At 47.6% G+C, this 13,158-nt stretch carries 20 protein-coding genes; 12 read left to right on the top strand and 8 right to left on the bottom strand.

Going from position 1 to position 13,158, the window contains the following annotated elements; translation table 11 throughout:
* Positions 1-112: 112 nt before the first annotated feature.
* The 5 genes from ACOKCT_RS00670 to ACOKCT_RS00650 all read right to left on the bottom strand — a co-directional run bounded on the left by ACOKCT_RS00670 (position 113) and on the right by ACOKCT_RS00650 (position 1,950).
* Positions 113-454 (bottom strand): Rrf2 family transcriptional regulator, encoded by a 342-nt coding sequence (locus ACOKCT_RS00670; protein WP_032617597.1) that lies wholly within the window; start codon positions 452-454, stop codon positions 113-115.
* Between the two features lie 3 nt (positions 455-457).
* On the bottom strand, positions 458-793 hold the full coding sequence (locus tag ACOKCT_RS00665; protein ID WP_252086387.1) for a hypothetical protein: 336 nt from the start codon (positions 791-793) through the stop codon (positions 458-460).
* Positions 794-958: 165 nt separating this feature from the next.
* A complete protein-coding gene (locus ACOKCT_RS00660; protein ID WP_032651367.1) occupies positions 959-1,141 on the bottom strand; it encodes a DUF1482 family protein in 183 nt (60 codons plus the stop codon).
* Positions 1,138-1,260: a hypothetical protein gene (locus tag ACOKCT_RS00655; RefSeq protein WP_255584864.1), complete on the bottom strand. Its 123-nt coding sequence runs from the start codon at positions 1,258-1,260 to the stop codon at positions 1,138-1,140. Before ACOKCT_RS00655 ends, ACOKCT_RS00660 begins: the two co-directional genes overlap by 4 nt.
* 282 nt (positions 1,261-1,542) lie before the next feature.
* On the bottom strand, positions 1,543-1,950 hold the full coding sequence (locus tag ACOKCT_RS00650; RefSeq protein WP_032651369.1) for a helix-turn-helix domain-containing protein: 408 nt from the start codon (positions 1,948-1,950) through the stop codon (positions 1,543-1,545).
* A 102-nt stretch (positions 1,951-2,052) separates the two neighbouring features.
* On the opposite strand from ACOKCT_RS00650, the gene ACOKCT_RS00645 reads away from it, so the two are divergent.
* The 6 genes from ACOKCT_RS00645 to ACOKCT_RS00620 are packed head-to-tail and all read left to right on the top strand — an operon-like array spanning position 2,053 to position 4,988.
* Positions 2,053-2,265: a helix-turn-helix transcriptional regulator gene (locus ACOKCT_RS00645; RefSeq protein ID WP_032651371.1), complete on the top strand. Its 213-nt coding sequence runs from the start codon at positions 2,053-2,055 to the stop codon at positions 2,263-2,265.
* 9 nt (positions 2,266-2,274) lie between these two features.
* Positions 2,275-2,829: a toxin YdaT family protein gene (locus ACOKCT_RS00640; protein ID WP_420193064.1), complete on the top strand. Its 555-nt coding sequence runs from the start codon at positions 2,275-2,277 to the stop codon at positions 2,827-2,829.
* A gap of 49 nt (positions 2,830-2,878) precedes the next feature.
* Positions 2,879-3,832 carry a DnaT-like ssDNA-binding domain-containing protein gene (locus tag ACOKCT_RS00635; protein WP_420193063.1) on the top strand — a complete coding sequence of 318 codons (954 nt, stop codon included), beginning with the start codon at positions 2,879-2,881 and terminating at the stop codon, positions 3,830-3,832.
* The gene (locus tag ACOKCT_RS00630; RefSeq protein WP_236560447.1) at positions 3,744-4,289 is read left to right on the top strand and encodes a replication protein P; all 546 of its coding nucleotides are present in this window, start codon (positions 3,744-3,746) and stop codon (positions 4,287-4,289) included. The genes ACOKCT_RS00635 and ACOKCT_RS00630 overlap by 89 nt, the downstream gene beginning before the upstream one ends.
* A gap of 15 nt (positions 4,290-4,304) precedes the next feature.
* Positions 4,305-4,724 (top strand): PerC family transcriptional regulator, encoded by a 420-nt coding sequence (locus tag ACOKCT_RS00625; protein WP_420193062.1) that lies wholly within the window; start codon positions 4,305-4,307, stop codon positions 4,722-4,724.
* Positions 4,725-4,727: 3 nt separating this feature from the next.
* The gene (locus ACOKCT_RS00620) at positions 4,728-4,988 is read left to right on the top strand and encodes a DUF977 family protein (RefSeq protein ID WP_106992783.1); all 261 of its coding nucleotides are present in this window, start codon (positions 4,728-4,730) and stop codon (positions 4,986-4,988) included.
* Positions 4,989-5,353: 365 nt separating this feature from the next.
* Here the strand turns inward: ACOKCT_RS00620 and ACOKCT_RS00615 are convergent, their stop codons facing one another.
* On the bottom strand, positions 5,354-6,967 hold the full coding sequence (locus ACOKCT_RS00615) for a restriction endonuclease (protein WP_420193061.1): 1,614 nt from the start codon (positions 6,965-6,967) through the stop codon (positions 5,354-5,356).
* Positions 6,968-7,418: 451 nt separating this feature from the next.
* On the opposite strand from ACOKCT_RS00615, the gene ACOKCT_RS00610 reads away from it, so the two are divergent.
* The 6 genes from ACOKCT_RS00610 to ACOKCT_RS00585 all read left to right on the top strand — a co-directional run bounded on the left by ACOKCT_RS00610 (position 7,419) and on the right by ACOKCT_RS00585 (position 11,152).
* Positions 7,419-7,652, top strand: a complete 234-nt coding sequence (locus ACOKCT_RS00610) for a DinI-like family protein (protein WP_420193060.1) — start codon at positions 7,419-7,421, stop codon at positions 7,650-7,652.
* 416 nt (positions 7,653-8,068) lie between these two features.
* On the top strand, positions 8,069-8,275 hold the full coding sequence (locus ACOKCT_RS00605) for a hypothetical protein (protein WP_032651386.1): 207 nt from the start codon (positions 8,069-8,071) through the stop codon (positions 8,273-8,275).
* Complete coding sequence (locus tag ACOKCT_RS00600; RefSeq protein ID WP_420193059.1) at positions 8,272-8,628, top strand: RusA family crossover junction endodeoxyribonuclease; 357 nt, start codon at positions 8,272-8,274, stop codon at positions 8,626-8,628. Before ACOKCT_RS00605 ends, ACOKCT_RS00600 begins: the two co-directional genes overlap by 4 nt.
* Positions 8,628-9,668: a DUF968 domain-containing protein gene (locus tag ACOKCT_RS00595; protein WP_420193058.1), complete on the top strand. Its 1,041-nt coding sequence runs from the start codon at positions 8,628-8,630 to the stop codon at positions 9,666-9,668. The genes ACOKCT_RS00600 and ACOKCT_RS00595 overlap by 1 nt, the downstream gene beginning before the upstream one ends.
* 10 nt (positions 9,669-9,678) lie before the next feature.
* Complete coding sequence (locus tag ACOKCT_RS00590) at positions 9,679-10,032, top strand: antiterminator Q family protein (RefSeq protein WP_420193171.1); 354 nt, start codon at positions 9,679-9,681, stop codon at positions 10,030-10,032.
* 79 nt (positions 10,033-10,111) lie between these two features.
* The gene (locus ACOKCT_RS00585) at positions 10,112-11,152 is read left to right on the top strand and encodes a DNA cytosine methyltransferase (protein WP_420193170.1); all 1,041 of its coding nucleotides are present in this window, start codon (positions 10,112-10,114) and stop codon (positions 11,150-11,152) included.
* On the opposite strand, the gene ACOKCT_RS00580 is transcribed toward ACOKCT_RS00585, so the two are convergent.
* On the bottom strand, positions 11,121-11,810 hold the full coding sequence (locus tag ACOKCT_RS00580; RefSeq protein ID WP_420193057.1) for an MAE_28990/MAE_18760 family HEPN-like nuclease: 690 nt from the start codon (positions 11,808-11,810) through the stop codon (positions 11,121-11,123). The two genes, ACOKCT_RS00585 and ACOKCT_RS00580, sit on opposite strands and share 32 nt — an antisense overlap.
* 2 nt (positions 11,811-11,812) lie before the next feature.
* Complete coding sequence (locus ACOKCT_RS00575; RefSeq protein WP_420193056.1) at positions 11,813-12,970, bottom strand: DUF262 domain-containing protein; 1,158 nt, start codon at positions 12,968-12,970, stop codon at positions 11,813-11,815.
* Positions 12,971-13,158: the final 188 nt, after the last annotated feature.

Genomic DNA, 13,158 nt, shown 5'->3' with positions numbered 1-13,158 from the left:
TACCCAACAGCTGATGAGCGCTGCTTAGGTAGTGGTCATTGGTCAAAACTCGATTCCGGAAAGCTTTGGTCGGCTGACCGGGTACTTAACCCGCCTTGCGCGGGTTTTGTGCTTATTGGGCGCCGGGCTTATTCGCCAGCTGAGAGATAAGCACTCCATCAAGTGCATCAAGCACCGGGTCGAACGTGGTATTCGACGGGATCTTGCTGACTGCGCGGATGACTGCTGAAACTGAGATATCACCTTCACGAAGGCTATATCCTCCGCCCGGTCCTCTGTGCGAGGTGACCAGCTTGCCGCTGCGCAGCCGCTTAAAAATTTGCTCCAGGTAGGAAACCGAGAGCTTCGATTCTTTACTCAGTGTGGCGAGGGGTACTGGCTTGCCGCAGTAGATTCTTTCCAGAACCGCAACAGCCTGGACAGACGCCATCACTCGTTTCATTCCAAATTCCATGGTCTATCCCTTCACCGGATCCCGGCCGTAGCCAGGGTTATCTTCAATGGCATCCTGCAGTACCTGAATCGCTTCGCCGTATGGAAGGGTCAGTGCCAGCTTAATCGCCGTCCCGAACGTCTCCGCTACCAGTTCAAACTTCTGAGCCAGGCGGTTCGCTTCCTCGGTCTGCTCCTCAACAGCCTCCATTTCAAACTGGTGCTCCTGCCAGACTTCATCCATAACGTCTTCTTCAACTTCACTGCGCAGCGCTTCTTTAACTTCAAGAACAGGCAGGAAGCCGATTAACTCCTCTGCCGGTGCGGTGCTGTATCGCAATGCCAGTTCGTTCGCTGACATAAATCCTCCGGAAAAAAGGCCCGCCACGGGCGACGGGCAAAGAGAACTTTTCCAATTTAACCAGAACAGGTCATCGACTCCTGTCTGGTTGAGATGGCGGGATTACCATCACGATGCCATGTGCACCTGGCATCAGGCTGGCAACAGCCATTGGTCGAAACTCGATTAAAAATGTAACGCTGGCTGTTGGTCGTCAGCCGGTTTGTACGGGTAACACTGTCCTTTCACGTGCTGCTCTGCGGCAGCTGCTTCACAAACCGCCTCGGTGTTATAAACGCCGAGCATGATGTCTGAGCATTCCCCGGTGAGGGCGCAGACGGTAACGATTAAGGCGAAAAACGAGGTCATGCGTTGAGCTCTGGATTGCCTTTCTGCGCCATGAAGTAACAGAACTTGCGGATCAGAACTTCAACGATGTTGAGGCGAATAGCCTGCTGTTTAACTGGGATGCGTGCGTAGTCAATCATGGTTATCTCCTTGTTGCCCTTTGCGTCTGGCCGACGGAACGGTAAAGCCTGCTGCGCGTTAGTTTTTGTCATCTCATCCGGTGTTTCATATGCCGCCGGCAGCTACTACGTGGGCGTCCTGCCTGGATGACTTACTTGCTGCTTGGTGTGCTCGAAGTTTCACACGGCGTGAATATCTCGTCAATACAAAAAGTGAATTTTATTTTTCACATAACGTGAGGATTTGAATCTATGGACGAAAAAAAACCAGCCGGATGGCTGGTTATGGACGGTATGAGTTAGTTAGCTATTTGTATCAGACTGGTCATCCATCGGCTTGAATCTTCCGCGAAGGTACTTCTCAACGTATTCATCAATTTCTTTAAGCCTGACCTGAAAGATATCAATCATTTTGTCTTGTTCAGTTTCAGGTAATTGTTTGAACAAATTGAGCATTACTCTTTGTTTTTCTGTAAGCCATTTATCTTCATCGCCACGCTCACCGAATAGCAGTTCGCCTGGTGAAGTGCCTAATATTCTGGCTAAAACCATTGCATCGTCAGCACCAACGTTCCTCAACCCGGATTCGTAATTGGCGAGACGAGACGCAGCTGACCAACCACATAACTTTGCAGCCTGGGCCTGGCTCAATCCCTTTTGAATGCGAAGCGTTCTAATACGCTCGCCGATCTGTTCTGCAATTGTCTTCATGAGTCGATTTTATCACGCATAGTGAATCTTTATCGATTCACGATTATGTTGACATGTAATTCACGATATGTGAATAATGTTCACATCTTACAGGAGAGTCGGATGAACCTAATTTCTCACTATCGCAAAAAAGCAAACATTTCCCAGCTAGCGCTTGCACAACAGATTGGTTGGAACCAACCGCGTTTGGCGAACTATGAATCGAATCTGAGAACGCCAAGCCTTGAAGATTCCCGCCGCATCGTAGCCGCGCTTAATGCTCTGGGGGCACGCTGTTCATTAGATGAGGTTTTCCCACCACTAACAGATGGTTAAGGAGTTCAAATGCAAGCCATTACTTATGAGCATGATAACCAAAAGGCTATCGCTCCGCTGAAAACTAAAAATCAGTATGAGCCTCGCCGCAGAGACAATTTGCGGCGCCAGGCGATCCTTACAGCCGTTCGTGAATGGGAGCTTACTTTGCCCGGCCAGGCGCAGGACGTTGTTACACAGCTGGTGGCCGAGCAGTGGGCAAAAGAGGGTGGGCGTGGGATCACTGTGAACAAACAGAACCTTTATCGCTACCTGAAAAACGAAACCAATTCCAGCAAGTACACGGCTTATGTCATGCAACTTGCGGACGCGATCAGCATGGCAATGCCGATTGAGATCGCCAGAAAACATGGCCTCCGTCAGGGTAAAACAGATTTCGAGCTGGTGGCCGACGCAATAAAAGAGTGCGGCGAGCATCACCAGGCGAAGTTACTGGGCCTGCCAACCAAGAAGCAGGCGAAAGAGGGCTTTGAAAACCTTCTTGCCAACGCAGCCCTGCTACCAGGAGAACTGGCTGGCGTGGTGATTGCTCACCTGCAGGCTCTGGCTCCGCTATTTACGTAATCGAGTTTTGACCAATGACCAATAAATCATCCACGGCAGGAGAGCGGTAATGGCTGGAGACTGGATCAAGATGCGTGCTGATTTGCACACACACCCCAAAGTCGTCCGCATTGCGTCCGCTTTGGATGCGGACAGATTGCGCGTTGTCGGCGCACTACATGCGACATGGTGTCTGTTTGATGCCCATTCAGTAGATGGAGAGCTAGAAGGTTACTCCCCAAAAACTCTGAACGACATGATCGGATTTGAAGGTTTCGCGCAGGCTCTTATCACTGTCGGCTGGCTTGAATCGACTGATGTAAGTCTCTGTATGCCAAGATTTTCTGAGCATAACGGGCAGTCCGCAAAACGGCGTGCGCAGGAGGCAGACAGAAAACGAAATGTCCGCAAGTTGTCCGCATCAGATGCAGACAAAAAGCGGACCAGAGAAGAGAAGAGAAGAGAAGATCTAAACCCCTCTCTTAACGAGGGCGCGAAAGAAAATTCGGAAGAGGGTCAGCCCCCAGCGGAGCCAACTGCAGCCCGATACCTTGAGGGTCTGGATGAGCCGATCGGTAAGTTCACCATGACCAGCGCCTGGCTACCATCCAGAGATTTTCGCCAGCGAGCGGCGATGTGGGGAATAGCTTTGCCTGACCCTGATTACCTTGCCACAGAGCTCGCTGAGTTCGCGTCGTACTGGGAGTCAGAGGGGAAGGTGTTCACCCAGGTTCAGTGGGAGCAAAAATTCGCACGGCACATCGTGCTGGTGAGATCGAAAAAACAACCGGAAACCGGAGGTAAGGACAATGCAGGAGTTAGGGGAGAGCCTACAGCATCCAGGGCTGTTCAGCAGATTCAGTCAGCCCACGCAGAGTGGAGACGTCGCAATGGACTTGATGGCAACGGAAACGGCATGGCGCCTGTGGCAGGTCATGGGGGAAATATTCTCGAACCGGTGGACGCAGAAGAATGGGGCCGAACCGTCGGCGCTCTGGATAGCCCAGATAGGTTCGATGACTGAAAAGCAAATCAAACTGGTCTGCCAGCAGTGCATGGAGCGCTGTGCAGGTGGGAACACGTGGCCGCCGGATCTGGCTGAGTTCGTATCGCTCGTTTCAGAAAGTGGAGCAAACGCCTTCGGTCTGACGTCCGACAGTGTCATGGGTGAGTACCGCCGCTGGCGCAATGAATCCTATCGGTTTTCAGGCAGCGACAAATATCCGTGGCCGCAGCCGGTGCTGTATCACATCTGCATTGAGATGCGCAGAACGGGCGTGGAGCGTCAGATGACCGAGGGTGAACTTAAGAAACTGGCGGAAAAATTGTTAACGAAATGGAGTAAGCATGTCAGTAACGGCCTGTCGGTCCCGCCGATTCGCCGCCAGCTTGCAGCACCGCAGCACCCGGCAGGGCCAACTCCGGCGCAGCTGCTTATGGAAGAGTACAAACGCCGCAAAGCGGCAGGTTTAACCAACTAAATCGAGTGATGACCAATGACCAAACCATTAACCCAGAAAGACCAGGTGGCGATTTTTGTGCGCTATCAGCCGAACTGCGCCGTCGGCGATGTTTCCGAAGCGCTGGATATGTCAGGTGCAACAGCAGGCAAGCTGCTGCGCGAGCTGAGTGACGATGGGGTGATAACACGCTCACGTAACAGCGTCCAGTACACCTATGCGGCGGTGCCGCATCTTGATATCCCGGATGTAATCCTTCCATGCATGGAGGAGAAAAGCGACCCGATCAAGATGCAGGCTGCTGAGCAGAAGGCAAAAGCGCTGGAAGAAAAAGGACTGTGGCGCCGCGCTGCAGCGGTTTATTCGGACATGTTCGGCATTGCCTGCAGCTCTGTGGAGGTTGCCTGGATCGCCAAACGCCGTAAAGAGTGCCTGCGCCAGGCGGGGAGGGCCTGACTGATGCCAAGACCAAAAACACACAGGGAACGCACCCTGTTCATCAGCTGGATTATCGAGATGGTGAAAAAGCATGGCCACGCTACGACCAATGATGTCGTCGCCATGTTCGGCCTGCACCGTACTACTGCCGAGAAATACATTCGGGCTGCCGTGAAGCAGGGCCATCTTATCCGCCACGGACGCTGCGGCGTCTTCCGCGACCAGCGGGCAGTTATTGACTTTGACATGGAGCGTTACACCAATCGTATGACGGCGAAATGAAACTAAAGATTGAGAATTAACTATCACCAAGCCGCCCGGAAAGGATTTTTAGGGCGGCTATAAGCGAAGAGCGGACGTTCGCTAAATCTTGAAATCATCAGGAATGTGCGAAGGCACATAGATCTCCATGCTCGCTTCCAAAGTAGCGTTATCTACTCTCTAAAGAGAATATGCGGATTTGAGGGGTATTTACAGGTATTGCGATATAGTAATCAACGGGGCGCAGGCTAGTTTAATGGGATAACAAAAAGGGCAGGAAATTCTGCCCTAAGTTAATATCCTTGAATTACTCGACTAGAAATCTTGTGCTGAATTTCTAATTTCAAACATTCGCGATAAACATTAGACCGAGTCTGGAACAGTAATTAAAAATTGGGGTTGATACGTGCTGATACCCCAGCATGCTCTTTTAAGAGGTAGAGAAGTCCACCTCCATCTATGAGTTCGATTGGTTTGTCTTCGCAGAAACGATATGCATCTTTACCGTATTGACTTGTACACACCAGAATACCTTTGTTAGCACCTTCATTCATCATTGTTCCATAAAGATCTCTTACAGAACTAACACCGACAGTGTCTTTATATCTTTTAGCCTGAATCACCACTTTGCCACCGAGTATCGGGCGTGTGTCGAATGCCACCGCATCAACGCCACCGTCTTTTGTACCTCTGGTGAGTTTGGTATCCAGTCCCATTTGGGTGAAAAGATTTGATACTAATACCTCAAATTCTGACGGTGAAAGTTCCATAAGGTTTGGTCGTGTTTCAAGGGCAGATAAAGCATCACCTTGTTCAATAAAGCGTTTATCAACCATGTTGAATTCGATAATAGGCTTTACTGCCTGAAGTTCATCTGGCCGCCCTGAAACTTGTGCACCTAAACTTCTAAGGCATGCACTCTTTTCGACCCTTTCGAGTTTTATTTGCATAAAATCGTCCTTGTAAGCACGGGCAGATACTAATGTGACTTTAGTGTCATGCCCACTTGTAGGATCGATCGTTTCGATTACACCGTTAAACAGAACTGATGTTAAAGCAGATGCCTTGTCAGCTTCGAAAAGCTCATGCATTGTGCGGAGTGTGATCGCGGCGATTATGTTTTGATAGAGTTCTTTGATCTCGCCAATCTTTCGCGCCTTGGCATCAATGGCATCTCTCGTTTTGACATATCTGTATTCCAACTCGCGCGGTACTATTGCAATATCAGGTAAGTTGTATTCAACCAACAACTCCTTATTGTCAGGTAAATAGGCCAACCTAAAGGCTTGTGGGAAGCCGTTCTCAGGATATTCAGACCGTGTCAACACCATTTCGCAATATGCCAACACGCTGTCAGGATCGCAGTTGAGGTAGTCTTGCTCAAACAGGTCAACTTCGTCGTGCTGACTTTTTATTTCTTCGAGGTAAGCAGTTCTTCGGGCCTGATAATCAGCAACTAAAGCATCAAGCTCAACTTTCTGGCTTAAAAGTTTAATTGAATGATCTTCCTTACTTTTATTGAAAGATTCTTCTGCCTGCTTCAATTCTCGATAATATCTGTTCTTTACCCACGGGAAAATAGTCTTCCATGCAGCTGGAGCATGCACAACTTTTATCTCTGGCTCCGGGTCTGGTAAGAGATGCTTAGGTGTTTTGAAGTCTTCGAATTTTGGGTGTTTTTTCAGCGCCGAAAAATCAATTGAATCATCAAATTCGAGAGTATGTTCCAGAAGTGTTGAAAGCGCGGAAATAGTCTCGTTCAGCTCAGCGTTAAGATCGGAAACTTCATCTTGACGTTCTTCCAAATACATGGCTTTTGCTAACTTATCAGCCTCCTTTTGCTCGCGAAGTCTCTGAGCATTATCACGTTTTATTTCGCGCTCTATTCGGCGAGCCTCGGCAAACTGATGGCGCTCTGCTCTCTTACGCTCACGCTCTGCTGCTGCTACGGCTCTGCCTGTAGCACGTATAAAACCTTCAAATCCTGATCTCCGTCCCATCCCAATCCCCAACATAAAGTTCAGTTTGCAACAAGGGAAGTTGCCTCAAGCAACCGTCCATCTAATTAACCTGTAATTAATCTACTTTATTAGCACCAACTCAATCTATAACATTTTAAAAAAGCAATTAGCCCACATCTCAAAATATGCAGGTTTGTTTTCGCTTATCCAATCAACGGAGTGCTGGTCATGATCACTAACTGATTGAGTGCTGTTTTATCAACGTCCGCTTCTGGCACAAAACGGAAGTTACTCTTCCCTTGTAAGCGGGACTCTGTTGGGGCGTACTGAACTTTACAGACTTAAACGAGCGCTTTGCACACAGTGCGGCAAGCGGGCTTATGCTCTCATTTTTCATAATTCTTATCGGCATTTTGTGTGCCTAAAGCATTGATCAAAACGGCCTATAGGTATACTGTATATTCATACAGTTAATGCAGCGGAGGCTATTATGAGAGTTGAGTTAAGCATTGATAGAACTAAAGAACTTCCTAAGGGCGCTGTCCCGGCTCTGGAAAAAGAACTGTTAACACGACTGCAGGATCAGGTAGGCGATTGCACCCTAGTTATACGACGAACAGGCTCAGATGGGTTAAGTGTTCTGGGCGGTGAAAAGGACGCGAAGAAGAAGGTAGAAGAGATCCTCCAGCAGACCTGGGAAAGCGCTGACGACTGGTTTTATTAATTCAGCATGTAATTAGTTTCCTGGTGGAAGGGGAGGTTTGGTGAAGCAAAGAGAAGAATTTCCAAAAAAGGGTTATGCAGTCATCAGGTGTCACGATGGGGTTATCGTTGCACGACTGCACTCATTTCCTGAATGTGATCGTGCGCTGATGTACAGGCGAGGTGATGAGGTGTCGTTTACGCCGCTTCTGGATGATGAGATTGTAGGGTCGCCAACTCTCTTTACGCAGATGCTGGAGCGGGCAGGTTACCGCGTTTCGCTTAATTCTGTTAAACTCCCGTCATAGGCCTGAACAACCTATACCTGCTGCGCCACTGGAGAGATACCATGGCGCAAAAACCTACCAAACAAAAACTTAATCTGGTTCCTTTCGGAATCAGCGGTTTCTTTTTGCCTGCGCACTTACAGGTGGCAGCATGAAGAAAACCAGCTTTATTCACACTCAGCTCACCACAAAAGAAGTGGACGAACTCGAGGCCCGCTATCGCGCTAATGACGTACGGACTGTGCGCAGCCTTGATTTCGATCTCATCCACTGGACACTCACCGCTTATCTGCCGGAGGCAAACAGAGCCCCGCGTCAGGATAAGACCTTCCAGCAAAAGCTCTGGAGGGAAGCGTGAAAACCTACAACATCACCCCGATGGGCAAACCCAGGATGACCAGGGCGGATAAGTGGAAAAAGCGGCCGGAGGTTCTCCGGTACCGCGCGTTCTGCGATCACGTTCGGCTGCTGGGCGTTGAACTGCCGGAAGCAGGCGCGCACATTACGTTTATCCTCCCGATGCCCCCATGCTGGAGCAAGAAGAAGCGCCAGGAGATGGCAGGGAAACCTCACCAGCAGAAGCCCGACAAAGATAACCTGGAGAAAGCCCTGATGGATGCCATCTATGCCGATGACGCCCATATCTGGGATTCCCGCGTGACGAAGCGCTGGGGTGAGTTAGGGCAGATCATCATCGGGGAGATCGACTGATGCGCGCCTTGCTGAAACCGGTTATTGCCCGGGAACTGGGCGTTGTGCTGCTGAAACCCGGCAGCGAGCTGATGCCCATGTTCATTTCAGGGCGCGTGCTGGTGGAGAGCCAGCCTGCCAGTATGGCCAGCTTTGAGACCGGGAGAGTGCCCGATCTACGGCAGCCGCTGGCGGCCAATCCGGCGCTGCGTCCGTTCTTCCTCCACGAAAAGGTGATCACCGCTGCTGGTGGGCTGGCTGGCCTGGAATACTGGTTGCTGCGCCACGGCGGCGGCACCTGCCAGTACCAGCACAGCGACTACCACTATCACGAACTGACTACCATGCGGCATGAGCCCGGTGCGATTCTTCTTTGCGGCCACTGCGACAACCGGCTGCGCGAGCAGTACACCGAACGACTGGCGGAGCTGGCGCGGCAGAACGTCATCGACTGGGTGCTGGACATCGTCCTTGTAGCGCTGGCACTCGATAAAACCCGTGAACTATCTCTGGCTGAATTGTGCTGGTGGGCTGTTCGTACCGGCGTCACCGATGCGCTGCCTGAATCCGTTGCCCGAGATGCATTGCGCCTGCCGGCGGAGAAACAAACGTACCGCGAGAGCGAGATCGTACCGTCGGTACCGGCCACCAGCATCATCGCCGACAAAGCCCGCGCGCTACCTGCAGCACCTGCAACACCTGCAGGTGCGCCACCAGCCATTAAGCCAATCGTGGGCGTCCTGGTGGATCCCGAGTCCCCGCAGACCCTGATGAAGCGGCCAAAGCGGACCCGCTGGGGCAAACCCAAATATCTGGCATGGGTTAAGACGCAGCCCTGTGAGTGCTGTGGCAGGCCGTCAGATGATCCACACCATCTCATCGGCTGGGGTCAGGGAGGCATGGCAACGAAGGCGCACGACAGTCTCGTGATCCCTCTGTGCCGCCAGCACCATACCGAACTACATAACGATCCGGTGAAATTCGAGCGTAAGCATGGTACTCAGCCGGAAATGATAATCAGAGTGCTGGACCGGGCCTTTGCGCTCGGCGTTCTGGCTTAAGGAGAAGATGATGCGAGATATGTATGAACTGATGGAGCGTTGGGGAGCTTGGGCTGCTTCAGACAGTAGTGGCGTTGACTGGCAACCTATAGCTGCAGGATTCAAAGGGCTCATGCCTCACGGCAAAAAATCACGTCTTCAATGTGACGACGATGAGGGGCTCAAGATTGACGGTTGCGTGGCGCGTCTGCGGAAATGTAAGCCAGACGAGTATGAGTTGTTAATCGCACATTTCGTAGTAGGTATCTCATTACGAGCTATAGCTAAAAAACGCAAATGCTCAGACGGGACGATAAGGAAAAAATTACAAACAGCATTGGGGTTTATTGACGGATGTTTGTCATTTCTACCTTTGTTACAATGACTTAATCTTAATGCAAAAACTCTCTACATTCCCTACTTTTATATGTATATAATACCAGGATATAGTGATGGAGAATCTTGTGAACATTCAAGCAGTAGACATTTTTTGTGGCGCGGGTGGCTTAACTTTTGGTTTAAAAAAAGCTGGGATTGATGTTTCCCATGGTGTTGACATTGATGACTCTTGCCGCTACGCCATTGAGATAAACAACCCGCAAACTACGTTCATTAGCCAATCAGTTACTGAATTGAAATCCAGCGATGTGTCTACTATGTACAAAGACGGGAATCTTAGGTTGCTTGCTGGATGTGCTCCATGTCAACCGTTCTCCAAATACCGTAATCCTAATAGTCGGGAAGATGATTCTAAGTGGCGTTTATTGACAGAATTTCAAAGGCTTGTAAGCGATATTCTACCTGAGCTTGTGACCATGGAGAATGTACCACAGCTTAGGAATCATAATGTTTTTGAAGAATTTGTAAACGCATTAAAGGCACTTGGATATCATTTGTGGTATGGCGTAGTCAAATGCTCTGACTACGGTTTACCTCAAAATAGGCGTAGATTAATTCTAATTGGCTCCAAATTGGGGCCAATTAGTCTCGATCAAGAAAAAGTTAGTAAAAAAGTTACTGTTAAAGATGCAATTGGTCAGTTGCCAAAAGTAGATGCGGGTGAAAAACTTGAAAGTGATCCCTTGCATTGCTCCCCTAAATTAAGGGACCTTAATCTTAAACGAATTATGCATTCTTTGCCTGGAGGTACATGGGATGATTGGCCTGAAGACATTAGAGCCGACTGCCATAAAAAGAATTCAGGCTCTACTTACAAAAGCGTTTATGGCCGGATGATTTGGGATGACACAAGTCCCACAATAACTACCCAATGTTATGGTTATGGAAACGGACGATTTGGTCACCCGGAACAAAATCGCGCAATTACATTGCGCGAAGCTGCTATTTTACAATCGTTCCCGTTAGATTATAAGTTCCTTGACAAGGATACACCATTTTCATTCCAAAAATTGGGAACTATGATTGGAAATGCTGTTCCCCCTATAATTGGTCAAATAATAGGGGAAACATTCGTCAGGCACGTTGAGGGGATAAATACCCGTTAGAGGTAATATAATTTTCTGTTGAACTAATCAATAAGCGCAAATATAAGTCAATTCTTTCCGATCTTAGTTTAACTTCTTCTAGAGGGTCAATTTGACCCTTTTTAGAAAAACTGGTGCTTCCATGCGCAAGCTCATTTCTAATATCCTTAAGTAAATCTAAATCAACCCCATTTCTACATTCTGGTGAATTAGCAATGTTGATACCATAAGCTTGGGTTATTTTGTGTAATACAGGTTTGCAGACATTTCCATTAAATTCTTTCCGTATATTTAATGAAGCTGAAATGATTTTTTTTGAGATGTCAGAACCTATTTTTTGATATAGAGATTTTCCCGTTTCGTTATCTGAAATAATACGATGAAGGATATTTACCTGAAACTTCTCCCGAAGGGAAGTATAATTCACACCATTATCTTGTAAATGGTCATAAATTGATTCAATGCAACCTCTGGCGGTGTTTTCTACTTGATTATAAAGCATCATATGTACGGATGATTTTAAAATATTAATCCTTAGAGTATTGGATTCTATTTCATCTTGATAGGTTTGCTGTTCCAGTTGCTGGGTATGAGCCTCTAAAGATGATGCGAGAGTAAGTAACTCCATAATATCTCTCGCTCTTTCTTCATACTCATCTCTTAAATGAAGCAGACTCATAGTTATATCCCTAAGAGTTTATCTTTAACATAGAATATTCTGTTCTTGAGTTGACTGGTGTTGTTGGCACTATCAGCAGTAACTATTGTTTCAAATTCTTCTCCAAATAACCAATCTCCTACAGGAATAGCGGGTTCTTGTAATTGCGGGTTAGTTTTTAAGGCAAGTGCAGTTCCCACAGCAATAGCTTCGTATCTGGCGCGGGGTGTAGTTTTACTCGTTGGTGTCTTTTTGAATCCCATAGGGAAATGAGCATCAACAAAAGTAAGCATGCTTTCAAAATCATGTTTGAAGGTGTCAACATCTTGTTGGTTGACATTTTCGGCCTGAATATTGAGATAATTATCAATAAATGGAGCAACAAAGCCTTTATAATTATCTAGATCGTTCAAATATGCAAAAAATCTCAAAACTAGTTCACGATGATCGCCATTGGAACGTTTCCGATCAGATAATGGAGCCAAGCGACCAAATAGTGGGTTTGTTGAGCAAGGGGTCACTACATCTCTGTAGAATATTGATGCAGCCGCATCTGAACCGTGCCTAACTTCCATTGCTTCCAATCTTTTCACACCTGAGTTGATCCTTTCGAATAAATCCCTTCTATGTTGCTCCTCTACATCACCTTTTAACTCTATAAATCTTAATGATGCCCTTAAAAATCGTCTTTGTCGACTGGCTAAAAGATCAGAAAATTTAAAGCCCTCTAAGCACTTCAATTCTTTTAAATCCTTCAGTTCAAATTGATCATTCCAAAAATAATAAATCGAGCGAATCCTTTGAGAACCATCAATGATTTCCACGCGACCGTCTAGTTCTGGATCTTCATTAAACACATCAGCTATATAAAGGTATGGTATTGGAAAGTCTAATAATATGCTTTCGATAAAACGAGATGCCGTTTTGATATCCCATTTATAGTCGCGTTGATAATCAGGAATAAATAGCTCATTTTTATCAATGTCAAGGTTATCGCCATACTTTTGAACAATTACTTCAACGGTCCACTCACGTACGTTGTACCCAATGTTTCTCTGAGCAAGCCTAATATCATTGTCAGCAGAGGCGACCAAGGCCGCGATTTCTGCTTTTTTTCTGTTTTTTGTGTTTTCATCTTGTATCTGTTCAAGTTCTTCTTTGAGTTCTTTAAGCGTAGTCATGTCACAGTTCCTTTAACTGAAAAGTAGATTGTAAGAAAACAATAACGCGTACGCAAAAACTATCGTAACCTGTTAAGAGTAGTTTCTACGCCACGGACTTAAAACGATTTTAAACCTCGCTTAGGCGGTTTTTTATCCTCTATTTTAGTTGCCAGTGCGCTGCTTGGACGAGTGATATACTGATGATG

The organism is Leclercia sp. M-A074-M, assembly GCF_965195605.1.
Classification (GTDB): Bacteria; Pseudomonadota; Gammaproteobacteria; order Enterobacterales; family Enterobacteriaceae; genus Enterobacter.
Note: the sequence above shows the minus strand (reverse complement) of the source record. Positions and strands in the feature narration are given on the sequence as shown.